The sequence below is a fragment of the Polymorphospora rubra genome (assembly GCF_018324255.1).
GTDB classification, from domain to species: Bacteria; Actinomycetota; Actinomycetes; order Mycobacteriales; family Micromonosporaceae; genus Polymorphospora; species Polymorphospora rubra.
The window spans coordinates 7961746-7988218 of record NZ_AP023359.1 but is presented as its reverse complement, the minus strand read 5'-3'; the positions used below and the strand labels follow the sequence as shown (position 1 = coordinate 7988218).

Below are 26473 nucleotides of genomic sequence, written 5' to 3'. Positions count from 1 at the left end.
CTCGTGACCACACCATTCGGCCAGAGCACCGTGCTCGGCTACCCCCGCATCGGCCCCGACCGCGAACTCAAGCGCGCCGTCGAGGCGTACTGGGCCGGCGGCATCGACGCCGCCGAACTGCACGACCGCGCCGCCCGGCTGCGCGCCGCCGTGTGGCGTACGCTGCGCGACGCCGGCCTCGCGTCGGTGCCGTCGAACACGTTCTCGTTCTACGACCACGTGCTGGACACCGCCGTCGCGGTCGACGCGGTCCCGGACCGCTTCCGCCGTCTCGGACTGTCCGAACTGGACACCTACTTCGCGATGGCCCGGGGCACGGCGGCGGAACCGGCGCTGGAACTGACGAAGTGGTTCGCCACCAACTACCACTACCTGGTCCCGGAGATCGGCCCGGACACCGCGTTCACCGCCCGTCCCGACAAGCCGCTGCGGGAGTACACCGAGGCCGCCGCCCTGGGCATCACCACCCGCCCGGTGCTGGTCGGCCCGGCCACGTTCCTGCTGCTGGCCAAGCCGGCGCCCGACGCGCCGGAGGGATTCCGCCCCGTCGACCGGCTCGACGACCTCGTCGACGCGTACGCCGACATCCTCGGCGCGCTCGCCGACGCCGGAGTGCCATGGGTGCAGCTCGACGAACCGGCGTACGTGGCGGACCGCGACGCCGCCGAGATCGACGCGCTGCGCGCCGCGTACGACCGGATCGGCGCCCTGCACCACCGGCCGAGGCTGTTCGTCGCGTCGTACTTCGGCGAACTCGGCGACGCCCTGCCCGCCCTGCTCGCCACCCCCGTCGAGGCGGTCGGCCTGGACCTGGTCGCCGGCCCCGGCAACCTCGCCCGGCTCGCCGCCGCCGGCCCGATCCCCGGCCGCACCGTCGTCGCCGGCCTCGTCGACGGCCACAACGTGTGGCGTACCGATCTGCGGGCGGCCGCCGCCACCGGCGCGGCCCTGACCAGCCTCGCCGACCACGTCAGTGTCGCCACCTCGTGCTCGCTGCTGCACGTGCCGGTCGATCTCGCCGCCGAACCCGACCTCGACCCCGATCTGCGGGCCCGGCTCGCGTTCGCCCGGCAGAAGGTCGACGAGGTCGTCGCCCTGGGGCGGGCCCTGCGCGACGGCGTCGGCACCCTGCCCGCACCGGTCCCGCCGGCCCCGGCCGCCTGGCGCGACGACACCGTCCGGGCCCGGCTCGCCGACCTGGGCGACGAGCACACCCGGCGGGCCCCGTACGCCGAACGCGCCGCCGCGCAGCGGGCCCGACTCGGCCTGCCGCCGCTGCCGACCACCACGATCGGCTCGTTCCCGCAGACCGACGAACTGCGTCGGGCCCGGGCCGCGCACCGCGCCGGCCGGCTCGACGACGCCGGGTACGCCGACCGGATGCGCGCCGAGATCGCCCACGTCGTGGCCGTGCAGGAACGCCTCGGCCTGGACGTGCTCGTCCATGGCGAACCCGAGCGAAACGACATGGTGCAGTACTTCGGCGAACAGCTCGGCGGCTTCGCCGCCACCGTCAACGGCTGGGTCCAGTCGTACGGCTCCCGCTGCGTACGCCCGCCGGTCATCCACGGCGACGTGACCCGGCCGGCGCCGATGACCGTCGACTGGTCCAGGTACGCCCAGTCGCTGACCGGACGACCGGTCAAGGGCATGCTCACCGGCCCGGTCACGATCCTGGCCTGGTCGTTCATCCGTACCGACCAGCCGCTTGCCGACACCGCCGACCAGGTCGCTCTCGCGCTGCGCGACGAGATCCGCGACCTCGAGGCCGCCGGCATCCGGATCGTGCAGGTCGACGAACCGGCGCTGCGCGAACTGCTGCCCCTGCGCGCCGCCGACCAGCCGGCCTACCTGAACTGGGCGGTGACGGCGTTCCGGCTCGCCACCAGCGGTGTCGCCGACGCCACCCAGATTCACACCCACCTGTGCTATTCCGAGTTCGGCGAGGTGCTGCCCGCGATCGACGCCCTGGACGCCGACGTGACCAGCATCGAGGCGTCCCGGTCGAAGATGGAGATCCTCGACGACCTGCGGGCCGCCGGCTACGGCCGCGGGGTCGGGCCCGGCGTCTACGACATCCACTCGCCGCGGGTGCCCGACCAGGCCGAGATCACCGAGGCACTGTGCCGGGCGGTCGCGGCGGTGCCCGCAGACCGGTTGTGGGTCAACCCCGACTGCGGGCTGAAGACCCGCGGGTACGCCGAGATCGAGCCCGCCCTGCGCCACCTGGTGGCCGCCGCCGCCCAGATCCGGGCGACGCTGGGCTGATCTCCCGGCCGGGGTGGCGGGCATGCCACCCCGGCCGGGCGGGTCCGGCCGCCGTGCGCCGTCCGGGCCCGCACCACCGGACCGGACACCGCGACGTCGTCAGCTCCAGGTCGCGGATTCGGGGGCGATGCCGTGCGCGCGGGCGTTGGCGTCGATGATGTCGCGCAGCCACGTGGCCAGGCCCGGCTCGAGGTCGTCGTAGTAGGCGGCGAACTCCGGATCGGTGGTGAACCTGCGTCCGAGGCAGACCTGCATGGAGTGCGTGCAGTCGAAGTGGGCGCCCATCGACGCCCGGTGCCGTTCGGCGAGCGCGTTCGCCTCGTCGCTGCCGGGTCGCACGCCGGTGCGCCGGGCCGTGGCCAGGTCCGCGTTGAGCGCCTCGACGTTCTCGGTGACCAGTCGCCAGTCCTCCGCGGTCCTCCCGGCGGCGCGTTCGGCGTACTGCGCCCACTGGTTGGTGTCGCCCCAGCGTTCGCGCGCTTCCGCTACCCAGGAGGGGCGCCACTGCTCACCGAAGATGGCGACCTGCTCCTCCGGCGACAGCAGGATGCCGGTGTTCCTGGCCTCGACCATGCGGTCGAGCGCCGCGGCCATCCGCTCCAGCCGGACGATCCGCTCGCGCAGCCGGTCGCGCTGTCGGAGCAGGGATTCCGTCGCGTCGGCGACCGGTGCGTCCAACAGGCCCGCGATGCGGTCGAGCGGTACGTCCAGTTCGCGGTAGACGAGCACCCGGTGGATGCGGGCGACGTCGGTGGCCGTGTAGAGCCGGTAGCCGGCGGCCGTGCGCGCGGAGGGGCGGACGAGCCCGATCGCGTCCCAGTGATGGAGTGTCCTGACGGTGACGCCCGCGTGGGATGCCGCGGCGCCGACGGTCAGCCCTTCGGTCGCCGCGGTCCCGGCGGCCTGTCGACGTGTCACGCCATCCAGTCTGGCAGCCGCGCTCCGCGAAGCCCCGGATGACGGGTCACGCCGCGGGGCCTTCGATTCCGATTCCGCGCAGGAACCGCGCCTCGGGGCTGTCCGGGTCGTACGGGCGGGCGGCGGTCATGATCACGCGGGTCCTCTCCGGCGTGACGATCTCCAACTCCACCGAGTTCCACGGCATGTGCCGCGGTCCCGTCGTCGAACCGGGCAGCAGTTTCTCGCAGGCGGTCGCGATCTCGTCGAGCTGGCTCAGCACACACGAGAAGCTCACGCTCAGCGCCGGAGGTTCGGCGGCGCCCGCGCCGGGCACGAGCAGGACGTCCTGGAACGCCCAGCGCCGCAGGTGCGTGACCTGGCCGGGGACCGAGAAGAGGTCGAAGAACCCCAGCCCGCGGATCCAGAAGTCCGTCGACGCCGCCACATCGTCGGTCGGCACCGTGACGAACATCGGCATGCCGTAGATACCGTGGAACAGCTCCGCGGGCACCGCGTCGAGAGCCGGCTGCGGGACGGGACCCAGGTGAAAGGCGGGGAAGGTGTCGGTCATGACGCCATCGTCGGGCCTGACGCGACGTGAGGGTCAACCCCGCTCGACCGTGGGCACCGGGTCCGCCTGCGGCAGGTATCCGCTGGCCTGGAGTTCGAACAGTTCGCGGTAGAGCCCGTCCCGGTCGACGAGTTCGTCGTGGGTGCCCTCCTGCACGACGCGGCCGTGCTCCATCACGTAGATGCGGTCGGCGTGCCGTACGTTCGCCAGCCGGTGGGTGATCAGCACGATCGTCCGCTCGGGGTGCCGGCGCAGATGCTGGAAGAGGGCGTGTTCGGCGCGGGCGTCGAGGGCGGCGGACGGCTCGTCGCAGATCAGCAGCCGGGCGTCGCGGTACAGGCCGCGGGTGGCGACCAGCCGTTGCCACTGCCCGCCGGACAGGTCCTGACCGTTCTTGAACTCGCGGTCGAGCAGCGTGTCGTAGCCGTACGGCAGGTCGATGATCATGTCGTGCGCGGCCGTGGCCCGGGCCGCCGACTCCACGGTCGGTCCGGGCTGGTCCGGGCGGCGGTCGGCGCGGCCGATGGTGATGTTCTGCGTCACGGTGAACGGGAACTTCCACCAGTCCTGGCTCAGCACCGCGACCTGCGAGCCGAGGTCGTTCCGGTCGAGCCCGGCGGTGTCGGTGCCGTCCCAGCGGATGACGCCGCCGGTCGGCCGGTACAGCCCGGCGACGAGCTTGGCCAGTGTGGTCTTGCCGGAACCGTTCTCGCCGACCAGCGCGACGACCTCGCCACGGCGCAGGGTGAGGCTGACCCGGTCGACGGCGGGGGTGTTCGTCGCCGGATAGTTCAGGCTGACCTCGTCGAGCTCGATGGTCTCGAAGGGCGGGGCCGGCTCGCCGCCGGCCTCGAGGGTGTGGCGCCGCGCCCGGTCCAGGAAGTCGCGGTAGTCCTGGTAGTAGAGAGCGTCCTCGTACAGCGAGTTGGTGGCGGCCACGGCCGTACGCAGGCTGGTGTGCGCGGACTGCAGGGCGAGCAGCGCGGTCGCGGCGGCGGCGAGGGCGATCACGCCGCCGAGGAGGAGCCCGGCGAGTACGGCGTACACGGCGAACAGCGCGATGCCGGAGACGACGGCGCCGCCCAGCCGGGTGGTGGTCTGCGACCGTACGAGGTGCATCTCCGCCGCGCTCTCGATCGCCATGATCCGCCGGTATTCGCCGAGCAGGAAGTCGCGCATCTGGTAGACGCGGACCTCGGCGGCGGTGTTCCGGTTGGCCATCAGGGTGGCGAGCATCCACATGCGACGGCGGCGGGTGATCCGGGCCAGCATGTTCAGGTAGGTCCGGCGGGCGATCCGGACCGCGGTGACCGCCCCGGGGACGGCGGCGAGCAGCAGGCACGGCAGCAGCACCGGGTGGATGACCGTCACCGCGGCGGCGGTGGCCAGCACCCCGACGACACCGGTGACCAGATTGACCGAGTCGTCGACGACCGCTGCGGCCTCGGCCATTCCCCGGTCGCGGGCCCGGTCCATCTCCTCGGCGAATCCGGCGTCGTCGAAGGCCGCGAGTTCGACCGCAGTGGTGGCCGCGAACAGCCGCGACTCCACCTCGTAGTTGATCTGCGGCCGCAGCCGGCCCTGGGCCCAGCCGGCGGCGATCGTCATGCCGCCGCGGGCCATCACCGCCAGCGCCGCCACGACCAGCGCGGGTGTCGCCGCCCGTACCCGGTCCGGCGTGGGGCCGGACGCGAAGAGTTCCCGCAGCACGTTGCTGGTGGCCAGCAGCCCGAACGTGGTCATCACGCCGGCGGTGACGTTCAGGCCGATCGACGCCACCGTGTCCCGCCGGCTGGTCGCCCAGGCCAGGGCGAGCGCTTCGCGCAGCAGGTACGGCAGCCGCCGGGCCACCGCCCAGAAACTGGTGTGGGCGACCTTGGTCGCCTGCCGTAGCCAGGCCAGGTCCGCCAGTTCGGGCAGCGGCGTGTCGTCGGCCGGATCGTCCGGCGACGACCCGGCCGCGGGTATCGCGTGGTCGTCGTCACGGCCCGTCTCGTGGATCACCGCGGCCACGTGGCCTCCCGGGGTGTCTCGACCGGCGGTGGCCCGCCGGCCGGCCGTACGGACTGGGCGGACCGGAACAGGTCCGTCGGGTCGTATCTCGCCTTCACCTCGGCGATACGGCCCAGGTTGCCGCCGTGGTAGGCCGTCGCCCAGCCGACCAGGTCGGGGTCGGGGTAGTTGGGGTAGACCCCGCCGGAACCCCACGGCCGCACCGTGGTCCACGAGCCGGTGACCCAGTCGTGCACCGCCCGCCGGGCCGGGTCGTCGGCGTCCGGACCCACGTCGGCGTTGTGTTCGAGCAGGAACAGCGCCTCCCGGTGCGGGAACGCGGTCGCGCCCGCCGGCACCCGCCGGTAGGCGCCCCGCCAGGGCACGAACTCCAGTTCCCGGTACTGGCCGGCCACCCGGTCGGCGGCGAACCGTTCGAGCAGCCGGTCGATCGCCGTCCGGGGCAGCGGGGCGTCGAAGAACTCCGACCGCACCACCCGCCGGCCGGGCCGCTGGCCGGGCGCGAGCGGTGGCGGCCCCGCGTACGGCATACCGGCGTACCAGTCGTGGACCGTCGCCTCCCGGCCGGTCAGGGCGGTCACCGTACGGCGGAGCGGGGCCGCCCCGATCCGGTCCTCGAACGGGCGCAGTACGGCTTCGGCCCGCCCCGGACCACCGAGCACCACGCCGAACAGCACCGTGAGCGGCGCCAACGCCGGCAGCCCGCCGGCGGCCACCACCAGTTCGGCGTTGACCGTGTCGTCGGCGACCGGCGCCCACCGCTGCCAGTTCTCGACCAGCGTCGCCGCGTGCTCGAAGGTCCAGGTCAGCGCGAACATGGTGGCCGCCGGGGCGGGCCGGGTCCGCAGCACCAGCGAGGTCACCACACCGAACTGGCCACCACCGGCGCCGCGCAGCGCCCAGAACAGGTCCGGGTGCCCGTCGGCGTCGGCGCGCACCGTCCGCCCGTCGGCGAGCACGACGTCGGCGGCGACGACGTGGTCGCAGGTCAGGCCGTACCGGCGGGAGAACGGGCCGAAACCGCCGCCGAGGGCGGCGCCGACGACCCCGACGGTCGGGCACCAGCCGGTCGGGACGAGCCGTCCGGTGGTGGCCAGCGAGACGGCGAGGTCGCCGATCCGGGTACCCGGCCCGACCGTCACGGTGTCGCCGGACACCTCGACCGCGTCCAGCCCGCCGAGGTCGACGAGGAGACCGTCGGTGCTGCTGCGGTCGGCGAAACTGTGGCCGCCGCCCCGGATCGCGAACGGCACGCCGTGTTCGCGGGCGAAGGCGACGGCCCGTACGACGTCCCGCCGCGACGCGCAGCGCAGCACTGCCCGGGGCACCTTCTCGACCAGGTCACGGATCGCCGGCCGGCGGGCGGCGTCGTGTCCGGGCGTACCGGGGAGCAGGAGCGTGCCGTCCAGGCCGATGGCGAGCCGGTCCAGGGCCGCCGGCCGGTTCAACGCACCGGCCGGGGGAGCGGGGGATCGGGCAGCAGCAGCGACGGCAGGGTGGCCTCGGGGTGCATCCGCAGCAGCTGGTAGGCGATCCCGCCGGCACCGGCCAGCAACCCGGGCCGGAACATGCCGTTGTTCATCGCCCAGCGCGGGCCGTGCTGCTCCAGGCTGCTCAGCACGTAGCCGTCCACGACCTGACGGGTCACCCCGGCCGGCGCCACCCCGGCGGTGATGGCGAGGTCCAGCACCTCCCAGCTGCCGAGGTCGCCGTGGCACAGGGTGTGCGTGACGCCCAGACCGGCGGACCAGGCCGCTGCCGCTGCCCGTTCGAGCATCCCGTGCCAGTACGGGTCGCCGGTGCCGAGGTCGGCGGCGACCACGCCCATGCCGTCGCAGCCGTAGCACCAGTTCGCGGCGACACCGACGGGCTTGCGCGGGTCGCGCCAGCCACCCTGGTCGGGCAGGAAGAGCGCTTCCTGGTACGCGAACGCGGCCTCGGCCAGCTTGCCGAACCGGGCCTCGTCGGTGGCGGTGCCGAGCCGGGCGAGCGCCCAGCCGATGCCGGCCGAGCCGTGCGCGAACCCGCCGATACCGTCGGGGGAGCGCGGCCCGGCCCAGCGGGCCCCGTTCTCCCCGGTCCGGGCCGACGCCACCAGCCGGTCGCCGATCCCGATCGCCTCGCTCCGCCACCGCTCGTCGCCGGTCGCCTCGGCCAGCCGGAGCAGCGGCACCACGGCTCCGGCCATCCCGATCAGCAGGTCGGCGAACTCGTCCGCGGCCACCGACTCGGGCAGGTAACCGGCGATGTCGACGGCCCGGCGCAGGGCCTCGTCCGGCTCGACGGCACCGAACCGGGCCAGCAGCAGCCAGCTCCAGATCCGGGACCCGTGGCCGACGTAGCCACCGGCCGGGTCGGGGCGGGCGGTCGGGTGTTCCCGCCGCTCCGCGACGACCCGGCCGTCCATGGTGCGCAGCGTGTGCAGGGTGCGGCCGAGCAGGTCGGCGCTCCTCGCCACCGGCTCGGCCCGGCCGCCGGCCACCTCGCTCTGATGGGCGGCGAGCAGCACGGCCACTCCGGGCAGGCCGCCGTAGATGTCCAGGGCGAGCGGCTGGATCGCGATCCCGGTCGGGCCGAGCGTCGGCGATATCCAGGCCACGGTGCCGTCCGGTGCCGATATGGCCCGGTCGATCACCGTCCGGACGATCGCCGCGGTCAGGGTACGGCGGCGCCGGTCGAGCGCGTTGCCCACCGGCGCGGACGGGCGCAGGTGGGCGACGTCCGGGGCGTCGACCTCGTCGCGGTAGGCGCTGACGACCGCGCACTCGATCACCTCCCGGTCCAGGGCGGCGTCCAGGTCGCGCCATCGGACCAGGGCCGATCCGACGAGGTCGCCGACCTCGTCGGTGGCGGTCCCGCCCGGCCCGGTGACCTGCCCTGCCCCGGCGACCACGCCGAAGAACGGCACGTCGCCGACGAGCAGGTCGTCGATCTCCGCCTGGATCGTCTCCGGAGCGGCCGGTGCGCCGGGACTGTTGGCGGCGTGGCCGGCCAGCAGGTCGGCGGCCCGCCGGCGGGCTGCCGGCTCGTCGTGCAGCGCCGACGGGTGCCAGAGCATGGCACCCAACTCGCCGTACACGACGGTGTCCCGTACCACGATCCTGATCGGACAGTCGGCGAAACCGCTGAGCAGCGGGGCCAGCCGGCCGCGGCGGTCCAGGTCGGTGAGGCGGTGGTTCAGTTCGTCGAACCCGTCGACGACGGCGCGCCAGTGCTCACGCAGTCTCGGCTCCGGGCCGGGGTGGTTCTTCGCCGGCGGCCGGGTGATCCGGGCCGTGCCGATCCGGGCCCGGTCCGTACCAGTGTCCACGATGACCGGCACCTCGACCTCGGGCTGTTCGCCGGGCAGGGCGCCGGCCGCCGACATGTCGGCGCCCCGGAAGCCCAGCGCGACGCCCCGGCCGGGCAGCAGCCCGGTACGCAGGACGGAGGTGCGCAACAGCTCTATGGCCTGGTCCATCGCCTGCCCGTGTCCGGAGGGTCGGGCCGGCGACCGGGGGGTGAACAGGGTCTCGCAGTCCACCACGACCGGCACGGGTCCGGCGGCGATCAGGTTCTCCGCGTGCAGGTCGCTCGCGCCGAACAGCCGGGTCACCGCCAGCCAGTGGCCCAGGCCCCGGTAGAAGGTCCGGAACTCGCCGTCGTCGGTGCAGTACCGGTGTTCGACGTGGGCGGCCCAGCCGTAGCCGTCGCGGAGCACGATCTCGGGCACCCGGATCCGGGTCTCGTCGGGTTCGTCAGGCAGCACCGCGCGCAGGAAGCCGGCCAGCGCCGCGTCGACCGCCAGGGACCGGGGCTTGTAGACCACCCGGGCGGTCGGGAGCCCGATCAGGGCGACGGTCTGGCCGCCGTTGTGGCTGTCGCCGGCGCCGAGTGTGGCGTCGGTCAGTTCCGGCTCGGAGCCGGTGAGCCGTCCGATGGCGGCCCGGTCGGCGGCGAACCGCCGGGCCAGCGTCGCCCCGGCCCGGCACTGGTTGTCGACCAGGGTGCCCAACCGGTGCAGGAGGGTCGGAAAGCGGCCGGTCAGGGTGTGTCGGAAGGACGGTTCGCAGGCCAGTTCGATCCACTCGTCCCACCGGCCGGCCGGGTCGGGGGCGGTGAGCCGGCCGGTGAGCCGGGCGGCGTGCAGTTCGAGCAGCAGCGCCCGGCCGACCCGGCCCAGCACCTGCTCGTGGAGCACACCGGCGACGACCTGGTGCAGGATGTCGCGCTCGTGTGCTCCGAGCGCACGGATGCCGGCCAGGTCGTCGGCGAGCCCGGTCAGTGCGGGACCGACGAGACTGGCGACGACCCGGTCGAGGCCGGGGGCCGGGGCTGCCGTCACGGGATCAGTAGCATTCGATCGGGTACGACCCGGTGCACGGGCCGCATCCGGTGTGCGTGGTGATCCCGCCGCCACCGCCGGTGGCGGTGATGTCGTATTCGGCGTACCTGCCGCTGTTGAACAGTGGTCCGGCCGGGTTCTCCCAGCCGTCGACCGGTGCGGTTCCGGTCAGCCAGCTTTCGATGATCTCGTCTGCCCGTTCCGGTGCCAAGGTGGACATCCGGCGACTCCCTTCGCATTGATCGGAAATGAATGTTGCAAATGCGGCCTGTTGATAACATTTGCAAATGTCAACGACTTGAGTTGCCGGTTTCGGTATCGCGCCACACGGGATATTGCCGGCCGATCCAGTCGGCCCGGGCTGGCGATGTGCCGTTACGCGGCGTCCGTCGCCGGCGGGGGGCGGACGCCGGTGCGGCGCGGGTCGCTTCGGGGCGGCGAATGATCCGGCCGCGGTGTTGGTCGGATCTTCGGGATCAGTAGCAGTGGATCGGCATGCCGTTGCAGATCGATCCACTGCACCAGCCGCAACCGGTGACCGAGTTGCTGCCGCCGCTGCCGGTGGCGGTGATGTCGGCTTCGGCGTACTTTCCGCCGAGGAACAGCGGTCCGGCGGGGTTTTCCCACCCGTCCACCGGTTCGGTTCCCGTCAGCCAGCTTTCGATGATCTCGTCGGCGCGCTCTGGAGCCAAGGTCGACATTGGCCGACTCCCTTCAGGTGGGTCATGGGGGAATTGTTACGGCTGTAGCGTGGAGATCGCATTCGTCAATGTCAACATCTTCGGGTGCCGGTTTCGGCATTGCGCCACACGAGATATTGCAGACCTGTTCGGTCGGTCCCGGGTGATAGGGCACAGGTCCACCGGGGCCCGACGTCGGGAATGGCCGTCAGTGGCAGTGGATCTGGATGCCGTTGCGGAGCGAGCAGGTCACCAGGTGATGCCGTCGATGACGCCGCTGACGGTGCCGGCGGTGGTGGTGGCGGTGATGTCGGACTCGACGTACCTGCCGCCGAGGAACAAGGGTCCGGCGGGGCTGTCCCAGCCGTCGACCAGTTCGGTTCCGGTCAGCCAGCTTTTGATGATCTCGTCTGTGCGTTCCGGCGCCAAGGTCGACATTGGTCGACTCCCTCCGGTCGGATCAGATGGGAATTGCAGTGGGTGCGGATCGTGTGGTCCTGTCGGGAGCGACAGGCTGCGCGGTGCGGTGGTCAGCGGCAGTGGACCTGGAAGCCGTTGCAGATCGAGCCGGTGCACCAGCCGCAGCCGGTGATGCCGTCGGTGGCGCCGCCGCCGCTGCCGGTGGCGGTGATGTCGGCTTCGGCGTACTTCCCACCGAGAAACAGTGGTCCGGCCGGGTTGTCCCAGCCGTCGACGGGATCGGTTCCCGTCAGCCAGCTTTTGATGATCTCGTCGGCGCGTTCCGGCGCCAAGGTCGACATTGGTCGACTCCCTTCAGTCGGGGTGACGAGGTGAATTTCTGCAATTGCAGCGTGTGGACTACATTCGCCGCTGTCAACATCGCCGACTGCCAGTTTCGGTATCGCGCCACACGAGATATTGCCGGCCTGTTCGTCGGTTCGGGGCGCGGCGCGGTTCTTCCCCGCCGTGGGCCCGGGGCGGGCCCGCGGCGAGGCTTCGGTCGCCGGTCAGGCGCAGAGGATCCGCCTGCCGTTGCAGATCGATCCGGTGCACCAGGCGCAGCCGGTGACGGAGATGCTGCCGGTCCCGCCGCCGCCGGTGGCGGTGATGTCGGCTTCGGCGTACTTCCCGCCGAGGAACAGTGGTCCGGCGGGGTTGTCCCAGCCGTCGATGGGATCGATTCCGGTCAGCCAGCTTTTGATGATCTCGTCTGTGCGCTCTGGCGCCAGGGTCGACATTGGTCGACTCCCTTCGGTCGGATCGGATGGGAACTGCGGTGGGTGCGGATCGCGTGGTCCTGTCGGGAGCGCGGGCCGCGCGGTGCGGTGGTCAGCGGCAGTGGACCTGGAAGCCGTTGCGGATCGAGGCGGTGCACCAGCCGCAGCCGGTGATGCCGTCGGTGGAACCGCCGCCGCCGCCGGTGGCGGTGATGTCGGCTTCGGCCGTCTTCCCTGGTTGAATCACATAGGAATTGCAGCGTGCGGATTACATTCGTAACTGTCAACGCCTGAGGGCGCCGGTTCAGGTATCGCGCCAGACGAGATATTGCCGCCCGATTCGGTCGCTCCCGGGTGAGGTCGGCTTCCCGCACCCGCCGCGCGTCCGGCCGGGCGGGGGCGGCGGACGGACGCGGTGGCCGGTGCTTCGGCTTCCCAAGATATCCTGTCTGCCATTATATTGTGGCGTGTGGCAGACAGGGCGATGACGGAGCAGGCGTTCTTCATCCTCACGGCGTTGGTCGGTGAACCGCGACACGGTTACGGCATCGTGAGCGAGGTCGCCGACCTCTCCGACCGGCGGGTCGACCTGCGGGTCGGCACCCTCTACGGCGTACTCGGGCGGCTCGTCGACGACGGGCTCGTCGAACTCGACCGTGAAGAACCCCACCAGGGGCGGCTGCGGCGCTACTACCGGATCACCGAGCAGGGGCGCGACGCGCTGGCCGCCGAGGCGGCCCGCCAGGCGGCGAACGCGCGTACCGCCACCCGCCGGCTCCGGGCGCACCGGCCGGCGGGCGCGGGCGGTGCGGCATGACCAGCCTGCTCGAAGAGCGCTACCGGCGGCTGCTGTGCCTGCTGCCCGCCTCCTACCGGCGGAAATGGGAGGAGGACATGGTCGCGACCTTCATGGAAGGCGCGTACGCGAGCGACCCCGGCGATCCCGAGGGCGTCGAACTGGGCCGGCCCGGCGGCGCCGAGATCGCCAGCGTCGCGGCGCTCGCGCTGCGGCTGCGACTCGGCGGGGCGGATGCCGCGCCCCGCTCCTTCACCCTCGGCGAGGCCGTCCGCCGGGTCGCGCTCGTCGGCCTGCTCGCGCACGCCGTCGGCGCGCTGGTCGGTGCCGCCCTCGTCGTGTGGACCGCCTACCGGCTGCCCGGGCTCCCCGCCGACGCCGTGCCGGACGCGTACGCCGGCCGCTGGCAGGCCCTGTGGGGACTCACCGGCCTGCTGTGGATCCCGGCCTACCTGGCACTGGTACACGGGCAACACCGCACCGCCCGGATCCTCGGGCTGGTCGCGCTCGCCCCGGCGCTGATCGGCACGGTGACGGACGTGTACGCCGACGGCGGGGCCTTCGCCCTGTCCCGGTCGTACTGGCTGCTCTTCGACGCGCTGCCGGTGCTGGCGCTGGCCGCGTTCCACAGTGGCGCACCACCGGTCCGGTCCCGGCCGTGGCTCGTCGCGTTGCCCGTCGGCGCGGTCGTGGCCCTCGCCGTGCTGCTGGCCTGGCCGACCGGCGGCCGGGAGGCGCTGGTCGACTGGCCCGGACTGTGGTGCGCCGGCGTGTTCGTCGCGGCCGTCGTCGATGTTGTCCGCCGGCCGGCCGCGCCGCACCGGGCTCTCGCCCTCGCGGTGCTCGCCGTGGCCGTGCTCGGGCTGCGCGTGGTGACCCTGGTGGACCAGATGACCTTCGCGGCCGTCACCCCGGACCGGCCCACGCTGGTGACCGTGCACGCCGTCGAGGCGGCCGCGATGCTGGTCGTCGCGGTGCTCTTCCTGACCGTCTCCCGCCGCGCGCTGCGGCGGCTAGCGCCGGCCTGACCGTAACGGCGTCCCGGCCGGCTCGGGGCGCACGGGTGCCGGCTCTCCACCGCGCGGGTGCCGGTTCGGCGCCCGGCGGATCGGCACCCGGCTCCACCAGGTCAGGCAGCGCCACACCCACTCCAGCGGACCGTACCGGAACCGGCGCAGCCACAGTGGACTGAGCACCGCCTGCACCACCGCGATCGCCACGCCGAGCAGCACCACCGTGCCGTACCGGGTGCGGGCTCCCACGTCGAGCAGTGCGTCACCGGCGACGATCAGCACCGACGCGAGGACGTAGTTGGTCAGGGCCATCCGGCCCATCGGTGCGAAGATCCGGTCGAGCGGGGCCCGCAGCGGCGTACGCAGCAGCAGCAGGAACCCGGTTACGAACAGGAAGGCGAAGACGAGGCCCGCCGGCAGCGACCGGTAGTGGGCGGTCGGCCCGACCCCGGCCCGGTACTGCACCACCGCCGCCAGTACCGCGACCGGCACCGTCAACGCGAACGCGACCGCGAGCTGCCGGCCCCGCCGCTCCAACGTGTCCGGAACTCCGTAACGGGTGGCGGCCATGCCGAGCAGGAACAGGCCGGGGATGACGGCGAGGCCGTTGTAGGTGACTCCGGCGGCAACCAACAGCACGACGCCCAGGCCGAGCACCCACCGCCGGGACAGGTACGTCGCCGGCAGCAGCACCAGCAGCCCGAAGACCGCGTAGAACTTCAGCGCCTCACCGGGTTGCAGCAGGCTGTGCAGCGCCCCGAAGACACCCAGCCACAGCAGCCGGCGCAGCAGCACCGTCCGCGGCCGGTCGGTCCGGTTCGCCGCCGTACGCAGGAAGATGGCGAAGCTGACACCGAACAGCAGCGAGAAGACCGGGAACGGTCGCTGCAGGAACAGCAGCTCGAAGACGTACGCGTCGAGATGGTCGGCGCTGTCCCCGGACGCCCTCGGCATCCCGGTCATCTGCACGATGTTCACCATGACGATGGCGGCCAGCGCGATTCCGCGCAGCGCGTCCAGTTCGGAGATGCGCCCTCCGGCGGGTGCCTCGGCCCTTCGATGTGCGTCCATGACCGCAGTCGAACAGGCCGGCCGGGGCCCGCGGCAGCGGGAAAGGTAGCCACCGGACCCTACTTTCGTCGCATGCCCCGGTCCGCGCGTCGGTGATCCGCACACGCACCGGGCCGGATCCGCCGTACCCGGCTACGGTGACGGCATGGGTCCGGTCCGATGGCGCGGGCGCGGCGGGTACGCCGTCGACGTCGCGGTCGTGGTGGTCGCCGCCGTGCTCGGCGCGGCCCGCGAGATCGCCGACCCGAACCTCGCCACCAAGCACGTCGACGCACCGGTCTGGGCTTACGTGGCCGCACAGGTCCTCGCCGCCGCGCTGCTGTTGCGCCGGCGTACCCGGCCGGAGGCGGTGACCCTCGGCATCGCCGTGTCGAGTCTGTTCGCCCCGGCCTCCGCGGCCCTGTTCGCCCCGTACGCCGTGACCGCGCACGGGCCGCACCGGCGCCGGGGCTGGCTGACCATCGGCGTACTCGTCGGGTGCTGGACGGTCGGCGCGCACGCCTGGGCGATCGCCGACCCGTTCTCCGGGCCGGCGCTGATCCTGGTCTCCGCCCTGCTCGGCATGTACGTCCGCGCCCGCCGGCATCTGCTCGACGAACTCGCCGAGCAGGCCCGTACCGACGAACGGATGCGGCTGGCCCGCGAGATGCACGACGTTGTCACCCACCGGATCAACCTCATGGTGCTGCAGGCGGGCGCGCTCGGGGTGACCGCGACCGATCCGGCGACCCGGGCGGCGGCCGCCGAACTGCGCGAGAACGGCTGCCGCGCGCTGGCCGAACTGCGGGACGTCGTCGGGGTGCTGCGCACCGGGACGCCACCTACCCGCGACGGCACGGCCGACGCCCCGGCGGGCGAACCGCCCGGAACCACCGTGACCGACCTCATCGGCCAGTCCCGTTCGGTGGGCCTGCCGGTCAGCTTCGAGGAGTCCGGCGACCCGACCGTCGCCGCGCCGGCCGTCCGGCGCACCGTCGTCCGCGTCGTCCAGGAGTCACTGACCAACGTGCACAAACACGCGCCGGACTCGTCGGTGGCCGTCGCCGTACGGTACGGACCCGGTGGAGTTCGAGCGACGGTCACCAATTCGGCACCGGCCCGGCCGCCGGATCCCGCGGTGTCCGCCACCGGCAGCGGCTCCGGGCTGCTCGGGTTGCGGCACCGGGTGGAGATGGTCGGCGGCACGCTGACGGCCGAGCCGACCCCGGACGGCGGGTTCGCGGTGTGGGCGACGCTGCCCACCGGAGCGTCCCGGTGATCCGCGTGCTCGTCGTCGACGACGAGCAGCTGGTCTGCGCGCACCTGCGCACCATCCTTGGCGCCGCCCCGGACGTCGAGGTCGTCGGCGAGGCGTACGACGGCGCCGACGCTGTCGAGTCGGCGATCCGGCTCCGTCCCGACGTCGTGCTGATCGACCTGCGGATGCCCGGCGTCGACGGGCTCGCCGCGATCGAACGGATCGCCGGCTTCGCCGACCCGCCCCGGATGATCGTGCTGACCACCTTCGACGTCGACTCGTACGTGCTGCGGGCGCTGCGGGCCGGCGCGTCGGGTTTCCTGCTCAAGTCGACACCGCCGGACGACCTGATCGGCCTGGTGCGGGTCGCGGTGGCCGGCCACACCGTACTCTCGCCCGTCGCGGCATGTCGGCTGGTCGGCATCGCGGACGGTCCTGCGCAGACCCGGCAGCGGGCCCGTGGCCTCGTCGCCGCGCTGACCGGGCGGGAGCGGGAGGTGCTGAGCCTGCTCGGTGCCGGCCGCTCCAACCAGCAGATCGCCCGCCGGCTCCACCTGTCGGAGGCGACGGTCAAGGGCTACGTGTCGCGGCTGCTGGTCAAGCTGGAGTGCGACAACCGCACCCAGGCGGGACTGCTCGCCCACGAGGCAGGCCTCACCGACGGCTGAATCCGGTCCCGGCGACGGGGCGCGGCGGCGCGTCAGGCGGTCAGCCGGTAGCCGACGCCGCGTACGGTCTGGATCAGGTCGGTGCCGAGCTTGCGGCGCAGGTAGCCGATGTAGACGTCGACAACGTTCGAGCCGGGATCGTGGGCCAGCCCCCAGACCAGGTCCAGCAGCCGTTCCCGGCTCAGGACCTCGCCGGGCCGGCGCAGCAGGGTCTCGGCGAGCAGGAACTCCCGACCGGTCAGTTCGACCGGCCGGCCGTGCACCGTGACGGAGCGCCGGACGAGGTCGAGGTGCAGCGGACCGGCCCGCAGCGCGGTGGCGGTGGGCCGCCCGGGGCCGCGTAGCCGGGCCCGGATCCGGGCGAGCAGTTCGTCGAACTCGAACGGCTTGGTCATGTAGTCGTCGGCGCCGAGGTCGAGCCCGCTGACCCGGTCCGACACGGCGTTGCGGCCGGTCAGCACGATGACCGGGAGCCGCTCGCCCCTGGTCCGGATCTGGCTGAGCGCGGTGAGCCCGTCCTGCCCGGGCAGCCCGAGATCGAGCACCAGCAGGTCGTGGCCCGGACAGAGGTCGGCCACGTCGGTGCCGGTCGTGACCACCGTGGGCACGTAACCGGCGGCCCGCAGCCCCCTGGTCAGCAATGCGGCGATCCTCGGCTCGTCCTCGGCGATCAGTATGCGGTGCACCGAACCACCCCCGCCGAACACGGCACGCAACCCACCCGTCACAGAGCATCCGTCATTCCCGTCGGTCGGCGGGCTCCTCTGTCGGATTGACGTCGGGGGTGGATCGGATGAGAGGACTCTCATCCGATCCTGAGAATCGGGTTACGGACCCTCCCGACACTGGCCGGTACTGGCGGCACGACCGGGGTGGGGACGGGCATGACTGGCATCGATACCACGGGTACGAACGCACGGCGCGGTGGTGCGACAGCGGACGGCCGGCGGCACCGCCACCGCGGGCGGCGGACCCTCGTCCTGGCCGGGCTCACCGCCGCGGGCCTGCTGACCACCCTGCTGACCGTCCAGCCGGTCTGGGCGGCGACGTTCACGGTCACCAGCACCGCCGATGCGGTCGACGCGAACATCGGTGACGGCGTCTGCCGTACCGCGGCCAACACCTGCACCCTGCGGGCCGCGGTCCAGGAGGCGAACGCCAGCCTGCCCGGCGACACCATCCAGGTCCCGGCCGGCACCTACCAGCTCACCCGTGCGCCGGCCGGCGACAACGGCGACGGCACCGGCGACCTCGACATCGTCAGCCCGGTCACGATCGTCGGGGCCGGCCCCGCCCACACGATCGTCGACGGCGGCCAGCCGCCGGCCGGCGCGCCGCCGGAGCGGCGTGGCCTGGACCGCCTGCTGGAGATCCACGACACCGCCGGCAATGTCACCCTCTCCGGCCTCACCCTGCGCGAGGGGTACGACCCGGAGCAGGGCGGGGCACTGCTCAGCGAGTCGCCCGGCCTGCTGCGCCTGCAGGACGTCGCCGTCCTCGACTCGTACGCCGGGGTGACCGGTGGCGGCATCGACCTCGACGGCGAGGGACGGGTCGAGATCAGCGGCGCGGTCGTCCGGGGCAACGCCACCGGCGGCGACGGCGGTGGCATCCACAACCAGCACGAGGTCGAGCTGACCCTCACCGACACCACCCTCGCCGACAACACCGCCGGCGGCGACGGCGGCGGGGTGAGCAGCACCTCGAAGACCCGGCTGACCGTCACCCGCGGCACCGTCTCCGGCAACGCCGCCGGCGGCGAGGGCGGCGGCGTGCTCGCCGACTCCGAGCGGGCCACGACCGTACGCGGCACCGTCTTCACCGGCAACACGGCCGGCGACCCGGTCTCCGGCGACGGCGGCGGGGCCGGCCTCTACCTCGGTGGCAGCGGCGGGGCGACGGTGACCGGCGCGTCGTTCGCGGCGAACGAGGCGGTCGCCGAGGGCGGCGGTGTCGCGATCCACTCCGGCGGCCCGGTCACGATCGGCGACAGCACCGTACGCGACAACCACTCCGACGCCGGTGGCGGCGGGATCGAGAACAGTGGCATGCGGGTGACCCTGCTGCGGCTGACCGTCACCGGCAACAGCGCCGGCACCGACGGCGGCGGCATCGAGAGCCAGGGCAGCGGCGCCCTCTCGATCGTCGACACCTCGGTCAGCCGGAACACCGCGACCCACGGCGGCGGGTTCGCCAACGTCGCCGACGGCACCCTGCACATCACCGGCTCGACGTTCTGGGACAACCGGGCCACCGAGTACGGCGGCGGCATCTACAACGCCAGCGACGCCGATTCCCTGATCGAGAACACCACCTCGTCGGGGAACGTGGCCCAGGTCGCCGGCGGCGGCCTCTACACCGACGCCGACGCCGGCCTGCGGGTGGTCAACGTGACCGTCAACCGCAACGTCGCCCCGCGTGGCAGCGGCGTCGGGGACGAGCCGGGCGGTTCGGTCAACTTCCCGGTCGAGCCGAGCACCTCGGTCATCCTGCGCAACACCATCGTCGCCGGCAACCTGCACAGCCCGGAGTGCAGCTTCGCGGTCGGCTCCGAGGGCGGCAACCTGGACAGCGCCGACTCCTGCCACCTGCGCGGCAGCCGGGACCGGACCAACGCCGGCGACCCGCGCATCGACGCCATCGCCGACAACGGCGGCCCGACGATGACGCACGCGCTCCAGGTCGACAGCTTCGCCCTCGACGGCGGCGTCGCCCCGTGCGGCACCGTCGACCAGCGCGGGATCACCCGGCCGAGGAACTCCGGCTGCGACATCGGCGCGCTGGAGCACGAGGGACCGTTCCCGGCCGCCGACAACACCCCGCCGGACACCTCGGTGGCCTCCGGGCCGCTGTTCGCCGCCGAACGGGTCACCTTCCGGTTCGCCGGCACCGACGACGTCACCCCCGCCGGGGAACTGCTCTTCGAGTGCCGGGTGCTCACCAACGACCCGACCGACCCACCGGACCCGCCGGACCCGACCGAGCCGCCGGACCCCGAGTTCGTTTTCGTCGGCTGCCCGAACCCGTACGAACTGCTCGATGTCGAGATGGGGCAGAACACCCTGGAGGTACGCGCCATCGACCGGGCCGGCAACGTTGACCCGACCCCGGCGGTGCACGTCTTCACCGGCGGCGACGACATCACTCCGCCGGAGACGGTCTTCGCCAGCACCCCGCCGGACCCGAGCGCCGGCCGGACCGCGGTGTTCAGCTTCCTCGGCACCGACGACCTCACCCCGACGAACCTGATCGGGTACGAGTGCCGGATCGACAGCACCGACGAGGAGGCGTGGCTGGAGTGCGCCAGCCCGTGGAGCTTCGCCAACCTGACCACCGGCAGCCACACCGTGCAGGTACGCGCCGTCGACGAGGGTGACAACGTCGACCCGACGCCGGCCACGTACACCTGGACGGTGTCGTCGCCGGTCGACTGCGACGCCTCGAACGTGATCCTCGGTGCCGACGCGGACGCCTACGTCGACGAGTCGGTCACCACCCAGAACTTCGGCATCGCCGAGGCGCTCACGGTCCGCTCGTCGGCACCCGGCGAGGACGCCCGGACCCTGGTCCGGTTCCCGCTGCCGACCGACGTCCCGGCCGCCTGCGAACTGACCGGGGCGACCCTGCGGCTCTACGGCGACGGCGACGGCGGCCGGACGCTGGAGGCGGCCGCGGCCGGTGCGCCATGGTCGGAGATGCAGGTGACCTGGGCCAACCAGCCGCTGGCGGTCGGTCCCGCCGCGACCACCACGTCCGGCGGCGGGTTCCGTGAGTGGAACGTGACCGCGCAGGTCGCCACGATGCTGGCCGGCGGCGCCAACCACGGCTTCGTGATCCGCGACGCGGCCGAGGAGGGCGACGGCGCCGAATCGTCGTTCGCCTCCCGCAACACCGTCGCCGAACCGCCGCGGGTGCCGCAGCTCGTGCTCCGGTTCGACGGGCCGGGTGCGCCGCAGCCACCACCACCGCCGGCCCCGGTGCCGACCACCGTCACCTGCGGCCAGGTCGTCACGCACAGCATCCTGGTCCGCAACGACCTGACCGACTGCCCGCTGGACGGGCTGGTGATCGGCGCCCCGAACGTCGTCGTCGACCTCGACGGGCACACCATCGACGGGCCGGGGTACTTCCCCGGCCAGCCGGGCTCGCCGGTCGAACTCCCCGAGCTGGGGCTGCCGGCCGGGATCCGCAACGTCGGCTTCGAGAACGTCGTCGTCACCGGCGGCACCGTGCGGCAGTTCGGGTACGGCGTCGTGCTGATGGCCGGCACCCGCTTCAACCGGATCAGCGGGCTCACCGTACGGGAGAACGCGGTGGCCGGCGTCGAACTGGCCGACGCCGACGACGGCCGCAACGCCAACGAGGTACGCGACAACGTCTTCGACGCCAACGAGATCGGCCTGGCGCTGGTCGCCGGCGCCGAGAACAGCGTGGTCCGGGACAACACGTTCACCGGCAACCTCGGCGTCGCCCTGCACCTGCGCGACGCCAGTGGCCACCTGGTCGAGGGCAACACGGTCAGCGGGGTGACCGCCGATCCGACGATCGGCAGCGACGGCGGCTTCCTGCTCGAGGACGCCCGCGACAACCGGCTGCTGGACAACACGCTGGCCGACACCGGCGACGGCGGGATCATCGTGTCCGACGGCTCGCACCGCAACCGGGTCGAGGGCAACACGATGACCCGTACCGGCGACGCCGGCGTCTCGGTCGAGGACTCCGACGGCAACCAGGTGACCGGCAACGTCGCCCACCTGGCGTCGGATGTCGGGGTCGGGCTCAGCGGGGCGACCGGCACCGTCGTGCGCGGCAACGACGTACGGTTCAACCCCGGCGGCGTGGCCCTGGAGGAATCCAGCGACAACCTCGTGGAGTCCAACGACGCCAGCCGGTCCGGCGGCGCCGGCATCTCGGTCGGGGCCGGGTCGCTGCGCAACCGGATCCTGGACAACACCGTGCACGGCTCGGCCGGCGGGGGATCTCGGTCGACGGCGCCGCGGTCGACCCGGAGGGCAACCCGCTGGACGGCAACACCGTCGAACGCAACAGTGTCGTCGGCAACCAGGGCGACGGCATCTCGGTCGCCGAGGCCGGGCACCGGCTGGCCGGCAACACCGCACACCACAACGCCGCCTTCGGCATCGACGCCGCCGAGGACACCGTCGACGGCGGCGGGAACACCGCCGGCGGCAACGGCGAGGCCGAGCAGTGCCAGGGGGTCGTCTGTGGTCCGGGTACGCCGGGCGCGCCGCCGGCCCCGGACCAGACCGCACCGGACACCGTGCTCACCACCACCCCGCCGAACCCGAGCAGCAGCCTGGCCAGCGTCCACTTCGGATTCACCGGCACCGACGACACCGGCCCGCCGACGGCCCTGCGCTTCCAGTGCCGGCTCGACCCGCCGCCGGACCCGCCGGCACCCGAGCCGGAGCCGGGCGAGCCGCCGCAGCCGCCGGACGTCGACAACTGGGTCGAGTGCGTCAGCCTCACCACCTACCACTTCCTGTTCGCCGGTGTGCACCGGTTCGAGGTACGCGCCGTCGACCCGGCCGACAACGTCGACCTGACCCCGGCGACGTACACCTGGACCGTGGCGGCGGTGCCGCCGGGACCGGACACCACCCCGCCGAACACGACGATCTTCTCGATGCCGGACCTGGCCAGCACCTCGCCGGTGGCGACGTTCGGGTTCCGGGGCAGCGACAACGCGTCACCCGGCCCGAACCTGCGCTACGAGTGCCGGATCGACACCGGCACGTTCGGTCCCTGCCTGAGCCCGAAGTCGTACGCCGGCCTGGCACTCGGCGGCCACACGTTCGAGGTACGCGCCGTCGACCTGGCCGGCAACGCCGACCCGACACCGGCCACGTACACCTGGACGATCTCGCCCGCACCGGCGGACACCACACCGCCGGACACCACCATCGACTCGGCGCCGGACGCCAGCACCGTGGCGACCGGGGCGACCTTCACCTTCTCCGCCGGCGAGCCCGGCTCGACCTTCGAGTGCTCGCTCGACGGGGCCGCCTTCGCCGCCTGCACCTCGCCCCAGGTCTACACCGGACTGTGGGCGACCGACCACGAGTTCCGGGTCCGGGCCACCGACCCGGCCGGCAACACCGACCCGACGCCCGCGGCGCACGCCTGGACGGTCCGTCCGGCGCCCGTGCCGTCGGCGGTCACCTGCGGCCAGACGCTCACCCGCAGCGTGCTGCTGACCAACGGCCTGACCAACTGCTCCGGAGACGGGCTGGTGGTCGGCGCGGCCGGGATCACCGTCGACCTCAACGGATTCGCCGTCGACGGTGTCGGCCAGGGCAACGGCATCCGCAACAACGGCCACGACCAGGTGACGATCACCAACGGCACGGTGCGGGAGTTCGACCACGGCGTGCAGCTCAACGCCGGCACCGCCGGCAACATCGTCGACGGGCTGACCCTGGAGGAGAACCAGGAGGCGGGCATCCAACTCGTCGACGCCGACAACGGCACCGCCGGCAACCTGATCCGGGACAACCAGTTCACCGCCAACGCCGACGGCATCGCGCTCACCGGCGGCACCCGGGGCACCCTGATCCGGGACAACACGATCGGCGGCAGCACCCGGACCGGCATCCATCTCGACGGCGGCAGCGGCAACCGGATCGAGGCCAACCGGATCAGCGGCGGCAGCGGGACCGGTGTGTGGCTGGTCGGGGCGACCGGCAACACGGTGACCGGCAACACCGTCCTCGACCACTCCGACGCGGCCCTGACCCTGGAGGAGGCCGCCGACGACAACCGGATCGAGGGCAACGACCTCACCGGGAGCGAGGCCGGCATCGTCGTCACCGACTCCGGTGACAACGACATCATCGCCAACGTCGCCACCAACCACAGCGACACCGGCATCAGCCTGGAGAACAGCCGCGGCAACGTGCTGCGCGGCAACGACGTACGGTTCAACAGCAGCGGCATCGACCTTGCCGGGTCGTCGGGCAACCGGATCGAGTCCAACGACGCCAGCGACTCGTCCTCCGGCGGCATCTGGCTCGGCGACGGCTCGCTCGACAACGTCGTCACGCTCAACACCGCCAGCGGCAACTCCGCCGAGGGCATCTCGGTCGAGGCGGAGGTGCTGCCGGGGAGCACCGACCCCGGCAACGTCATCGACCGCAACATCACGAACAACAACGACAGCGCCGGCGTCTACGTCGGCAAGGCCGGTCACCGCATCTCGGCGAACACCGCCGACAACAACAACGGCTGGGGCATCTACGCCGAGACCGGCAACGTCGACGGCGGCGGCAACCGGGCCACCGGCAACAGCGAACCGGAGCAGTGCCACCAGATCCGGTGCGACGGCTCGGCACCGACCCCGCCGGAGGTCGCCCCGCCGGACACGGTGATCGTCGACGAGCCGCCGAACCCGAGCAACAGCACCTCGGCGAGCTTCACCTTCACCGGCATCGACGACAACACCCCATTGCCCGAACTCGGCTTCGAGTGCCGGCTCGACAGCACCAGCGAGACCGCCTGGGTCGAGTGCGAGAACCCGCGGACGTACGGCAACCTGGCGCCGGGTACGCACACCTTCGAGGTCCGGGCGGTCGACCTGTCCGACAAGGTGGACCCGACGCCGGCGACGTACACCTGGGTGGTGGCGCTGTCGCCGCCCGGCGTGCCACCGGTGACCACGATCAGCGCCGGCCCGCCGGCGCAGACCGCGGCCCGCAGCGCGCTGTTCACGTTCTTCGCCAACGAGCCGGACGCGACGTTCGAGTGCTCGCTCGACGGGGCACCGTACGCCGCCTGCGTCTCGCCGGTGTTCCACGAGGACCTGCTGCCCGGCACGCACGAGTTCCGGGTCCGGGCCCGCGACGCCGAGGGCAACCTGGAGCCGACCCCGGCGACCCGCATCTGGACGGTCACCGGCCCACCGGTGGTGACCCTGGTGCTGGCACCCGAGGCGGAGCAGACCAGCACCACCGCGACGTTCGCCTTCGTCGCCAACGAGCCGGTGGCCCGCTTCGAGTGCTCCCTCGACCTGGCCCCCTTCACCACCTGCGTCTCCCCGGTGGAATACACCGGCCTCGCGATCGGTGACCACTACCTGCGGGTGCGCGCCGTCGACCTGGACGGCGTCACCTCGACCGAGGAGGAGATGGCCGAGCACGAGTGGGAGATCGTGCCCGGCCCCGACACCACGCCACCGGAGACGACGGTCGACAGCGGCCCGGCCGACCCGGCCACCGCAACCTCGGCGACCTTCACCTTCTCCGGCACCGACGACGTGACGGCACCGGCCGGCCTGCTCTTCGAATGCCGTCTCGACAGCCAGAACGAGGCCGACTTCGTCGAGTGCACCAGCCCGCACGGCTATCCGAACGTGGACCTGCCTGACGAGTTGGCCCCGGGACCGCATGTCTTCGAGGTCCGGGCGCTCGACCAGGAGGACAACGTCGACCCGACCCCGGCCCGCCACGAGTGGACGGTGGCCGGCACCCCGGTCGCGCCGCAGACCACCATCGTGGCGGCACCCCCGCCCGCCACCGCCAGCACCACCGCGACGTTCACGTTCAGCGCCAGCCAGCCCGGCGTCACCTTCGAGTGCGCGCTGGACGCGGCAGCGTTCGCCCCGTGTGCCTCGCCGGTGAACTACACCGGGCTGGCCGTCGGCGACCACGAGTTCGCCGTACGGGCCCGGACCGCCGGGGGAGTGACCGACCAGACGCCGGCCGTGTTCGGGTGGACGGTGCAGCCGCCGCCGGACACCACGGCGCCGCAGACGTCGATCGCGACCGGCCCGGCGCAGGCGACGGCGAGCCCCGCCGCCTCGTTCACCTTCACCGCGGACGAGGCGGGCTCGACCTTCGAGTGCTCGCTGGACGCCGCGCCGTTCGGGCCGTGTGCGTCGCCGGCCGCCTATTCGGGGCTGGCGCCGGGCGGCCACCAGTTCCGGGTCCGGGCCACCGACGCCGCCGGCAACGTGGACGCCACCCCGGCCACCTGGTCGTGGACGGTCACCCCGCCGGTCACCTGTGCCGCGCCCGGCTCGGTGACGCTGGGGGCGAACGCGGACAGTTGGGTGCTGCAGTCGTCGGCGTCGAGCAACTACGGCACCGACTCGGCGATCAAGGTCGACACCAAGGCCGGCAACAACGCCCGGGTGCTTGTCCGGTTCAACCTGCCGGCCATCCCGTCCGGCTGCCAGGTCGTCGGGGCGAAGCTGCGGATGTACGCGGGGTCGTACAAGACCGGGCGGACGTTGCAGGCGGTCCCGCTGGCCGCGAACTGGTCGGAGGCGAACGTGCGGTGGAACAACCAGCCGGCGACGACCGGCGCCCCGGCCACCGTCGCCTCCGGGTCCGGCTACCGCGAGTGGACGGTGACCGGCCAGGTCGGCGGCATGTACGCCACCGGCAACTTCGGTTTCCTGATCCGTGACGCCACCGAGAACGGCAGCGGGGTCGAGCAGGCCTTCCACAGCCGGGAGAAGGGCTCGGACAATCCGCCCCGGCTGGTGATCACCTTCGGGTGACGACCGGCCGGACGGCGTACCGCCCCTACCGGATCCGGTAGGGGCGGTACGCCGTTCCGTGACCTTCGCAAGGTGAATGAAAGGTGAACGGAAAGTGTAGGGAGGGGGTTGAAAAATGAGAGCGGATAGCCGGATCGGTCGAATGTCGGTGGGTGCCGGTCGCCCATCCCCGACCGTTCGAAGATTCCCGCCGTCTCCACTTCGGAAGTACGATGCCAACGCGCATCGACGCTA

At 72.8% G+C, this 26473-nt stretch carries 20 protein-coding genes; 7 read left to right on the top strand and 13 right to left on the bottom strand.

What is annotated here, in order from left to right; genetic code table 11:
- Positions 1-3 precede the first annotated feature (3 nt).
- Positions 4-2268: a 5-methyltetrahydropteroyltriglutamate--homocysteine S-methyltransferase gene (gene metE, locus Prubr_RS34970; protein ID WP_212819820.1), complete on the top strand. Its 2265-nt coding sequence runs from the start codon at positions 4-6 to the stop codon at positions 2266-2268.
- Positions 2269-2367: 99 nt separating this feature from the next.
- Here metE and Prubr_RS34965 read toward each other — a convergent pair whose 3' ends face one another.
- The 11 genes from Prubr_RS34965 to Prubr_RS37905 all read right to left on the bottom strand — a co-directional run bounded on the left by Prubr_RS34965 (position 2368) and on the right by Prubr_RS37905 (position 12181).
- Positions 2368-3186 (bottom strand): MerR family transcriptional regulator, encoded by an 819-nt coding sequence (locus Prubr_RS34965; RefSeq protein ID WP_212819818.1) that lies wholly within the window; start codon positions 3184-3186, stop codon positions 2368-2370.
- A 46-nt stretch (positions 3187-3232) separates the two neighbouring features.
- The gene (locus Prubr_RS34960) at positions 3233-3739 is read right to left on the bottom strand and encodes a hypothetical protein (protein ID WP_212819816.1); all 507 of its coding nucleotides are present in this window, start codon (positions 3737-3739) and stop codon (positions 3233-3235) included.
- 33 nt (positions 3740-3772) lie between these two features.
- Positions 3773-5752 carry an ABC transporter ATP-binding protein gene (locus Prubr_RS34955; RefSeq protein WP_246568083.1) on the bottom strand — a complete coding sequence of 660 codons (1980 nt, stop codon included), beginning with the start codon at positions 5750-5752 and terminating at the stop codon, positions 3773-3775.
- Positions 5740-7200: an FAD-binding oxidoreductase gene (locus Prubr_RS34950; protein ID WP_212819814.1), complete on the bottom strand. Its 1461-nt coding sequence runs from the start codon at positions 7198-7200 to the stop codon at positions 5740-5742. Before Prubr_RS34950 ends, Prubr_RS34955 begins: the two co-directional genes overlap by 13 nt.
- Positions 7197-10076: a type 2 lanthipeptide synthetase LanM family protein gene (locus Prubr_RS34945; protein WP_246568081.1), complete on the bottom strand. Its 2880-nt coding sequence runs from the start codon at positions 10074-10076 to the stop codon at positions 7197-7199. Before Prubr_RS34945 ends, Prubr_RS34950 begins: the two co-directional genes overlap by 4 nt.
- Before the next feature lie 4 nt (positions 10077-10080).
- Complete coding sequence (locus tag Prubr_RS34940) at positions 10081-10296, bottom strand: DUF6229 family protein (RefSeq protein WP_212819812.1); 216 nt, start codon at positions 10294-10296, stop codon at positions 10081-10083.
- 256 nt (positions 10297-10552) lie between these two features.
- Positions 10553-10777 (bottom strand): DUF6229 family protein, encoded by a 225-nt coding sequence (locus Prubr_RS34935; RefSeq protein WP_212819810.1) that lies wholly within the window; start codon positions 10775-10777, stop codon positions 10553-10555.
- Positions 10778-11005: 228 nt separating this feature from the next.
- Positions 11006-11194 (bottom strand): DUF6229 family protein, encoded by a 189-nt coding sequence (locus tag Prubr_RS34930; protein ID WP_212819809.1) that lies wholly within the window; start codon positions 11192-11194, stop codon positions 11006-11008.
- Positions 11195-11286: 92 nt separating this feature from the next.
- The gene (locus tag Prubr_RS34925) at positions 11287-11517 is read right to left on the bottom strand and encodes a DUF6229 family protein (protein WP_212819807.1); all 231 of its coding nucleotides are present in this window, start codon (positions 11515-11517) and stop codon (positions 11287-11289) included.
- 207 nt (positions 11518-11724) lie between these two features.
- Entirely contained in the window at positions 11725-11955 is a 231-nt protein-coding gene (locus Prubr_RS34920; RefSeq protein ID WP_212819805.1) for a DUF6229 family protein, read from the bottom strand.
- A 91-nt stretch (positions 11956-12046) separates the two neighbouring features.
- Positions 12047-12181, bottom strand: coding sequence for a hypothetical protein (locus Prubr_RS37905; RefSeq protein WP_281425866.1), 135 nt, complete (start codon positions 12179-12181; stop codon positions 12047-12049).
- A 222-nt stretch (positions 12182-12403) separates the two neighbouring features.
- On the opposite strand from Prubr_RS37905, the gene Prubr_RS34915 reads away from it, so the two are divergent.
- Together Prubr_RS34915 and Prubr_RS34910 are read left to right on the top strand one after the other, a co-directional pair.
- Positions 12404-12751 carry a PadR family transcriptional regulator gene (locus Prubr_RS34915; RefSeq protein WP_425517967.1) on the top strand — a complete coding sequence of 116 codons (348 nt, stop codon included), beginning with the start codon at positions 12404-12406 and terminating at the stop codon, positions 12749-12751.
- Positions 12748-13758, top strand: coding sequence for a hypothetical protein (locus Prubr_RS34910; RefSeq protein WP_212819803.1), 1011 nt, complete (start codon positions 12748-12750; stop codon positions 13756-13758). Before Prubr_RS34915 ends, Prubr_RS34910 begins: the two co-directional genes overlap by 4 nt.
- Here the strand turns inward: Prubr_RS34910 and Prubr_RS34905 are convergent.
- Entirely contained in the window at positions 13744-14814 is a 1071-nt protein-coding gene (locus Prubr_RS34905; RefSeq protein WP_212819801.1) for a DUF418 domain-containing protein, read from the bottom strand. The genes Prubr_RS34910 and Prubr_RS34905 overlap by 15 nt on opposite strands.
- A 145-nt stretch (positions 14815-14959) precedes the next feature.
- On the opposite strand from Prubr_RS34905, the gene Prubr_RS34900 reads away from it, so the two are divergent.
- Together Prubr_RS34900 and Prubr_RS34895 are read left to right on the top strand one after the other, a co-directional pair.
- A complete protein-coding gene (locus tag Prubr_RS34900) occupies positions 14960-16072 on the top strand; it encodes a sensor histidine kinase (protein WP_212819799.1) in 1113 nt (370 codons plus the stop codon).
- Positions 16069-16719 carry a response regulator gene (locus tag Prubr_RS34895; protein WP_212819798.1) on the top strand — a complete coding sequence of 217 codons (651 nt, stop codon included), beginning with the start codon at positions 16069-16071 and terminating at the stop codon, positions 16717-16719. The genes Prubr_RS34900 and Prubr_RS34895 overlap by 4 nt, the downstream gene beginning before the upstream one ends.
- Positions 16720-16751: 32 nt before the next feature.
- Here the strand turns inward: Prubr_RS34895 and Prubr_RS34890 are convergent, their stop codons facing one another.
- On the bottom strand, positions 16752-17405 hold the full coding sequence (locus Prubr_RS34890; RefSeq protein WP_212819796.1) for a response regulator transcription factor: 654 nt from the start codon (positions 17403-17405) through the stop codon (positions 16752-16754).
- Between the two features lie 198 nt (positions 17406-17603).
- On the opposite strand from Prubr_RS34890, the gene Prubr_RS34885 reads away from it, so the two are divergent.
- Entirely contained in the window at positions 17604-22286 is a 4683-nt protein-coding gene (locus Prubr_RS34885) for a right-handed parallel beta-helix repeat-containing protein (RefSeq protein WP_212819794.1), read from the top strand.
- Positions 22287-22366: 80 nt separating this feature from the next.
- A complete protein-coding gene (locus Prubr_RS37525) occupies positions 22367-26239 on the top strand; it encodes a NosD domain-containing protein (protein WP_246569127.1) in 3873 nt (1290 codons plus the stop codon).
- The last annotated feature ends 234 nt before the right edge of the window (positions 26240-26473 follow it).

What these genes read in the sequence shown, in the direction of transcription:
- Prubr_RS34905 (WP_212819801.1), bottom strand. Translation starts at nt 14,814, where the DNA reads ATGGACGCACATCGAAGGGCCGAGGCACCCGCCGGAGGGCGCATCTCC.
- Prubr_RS34910 (WP_212819803.1), top strand. Translation starts at nt 12,748, where the DNA reads ATGACCAGCCTGCTCGAAGAGCGCTACCGGCGGCTGCTGTGCCTGCTG.
- Prubr_RS34935 (WP_212819810.1), bottom strand. Translation starts at nt 10,777, where the DNA reads ATGTCGACCTTGGCTCCAGAGCGCGCCGACGAGATCATCGAAAGCTGG.
- Prubr_RS34900 (WP_212819799.1), top strand. Translation starts at nt 14,960, where the DNA reads ATGGGTCCGGTCCGATGGCGCGGGCGCGGCGGGTACGCCGTCGACGTC.
- Prubr_RS34925 (WP_212819807.1), bottom strand. Translation starts at nt 11,517, where the DNA reads ATGTCGACCTTGGCGCCGGAACGCGCCGACGAGATCATCAAAAGCTGG.
- Prubr_RS37525 (WP_246569127.1), top strand. Translation starts at nt 22,367, where the DNA reads ATGCCGGACCTGGCCAGCACCTCGCCGGTGGCGACGTTCGGGTTCCGG.
- Prubr_RS34930 (WP_212819809.1), bottom strand. Translation starts at nt 11,194, where the DNA reads ATGTCGACCTTGGCGCCGGAACGCACAGACGAGATCATCAAAAGCTGG.
- Prubr_RS34960 (WP_212819816.1), bottom strand. Translation starts at nt 3,739, where the DNA reads ATGACCGACACCTTCCCCGCCTTTCACCTGGGTCCCGTCCCGCAGCCG.
- Prubr_RS34940 (WP_212819812.1), bottom strand. Translation starts at nt 10,296, where the DNA reads ATGTCCACCTTGGCACCGGAACGGGCAGACGAGATCATCGAAAGCTGG.
- Prubr_RS34920 (WP_212819805.1), bottom strand. Translation starts at nt 11,955, where the DNA reads ATGTCGACCCTGGCGCCAGAGCGCACAGACGAGATCATCAAAAGCTGG.
- Prubr_RS34885 (WP_212819794.1), top strand. Translation starts at nt 17,604, where the DNA reads ATGACTGGCATCGATACCACGGGTACGAACGCACGGCGCGGTGGTGCG.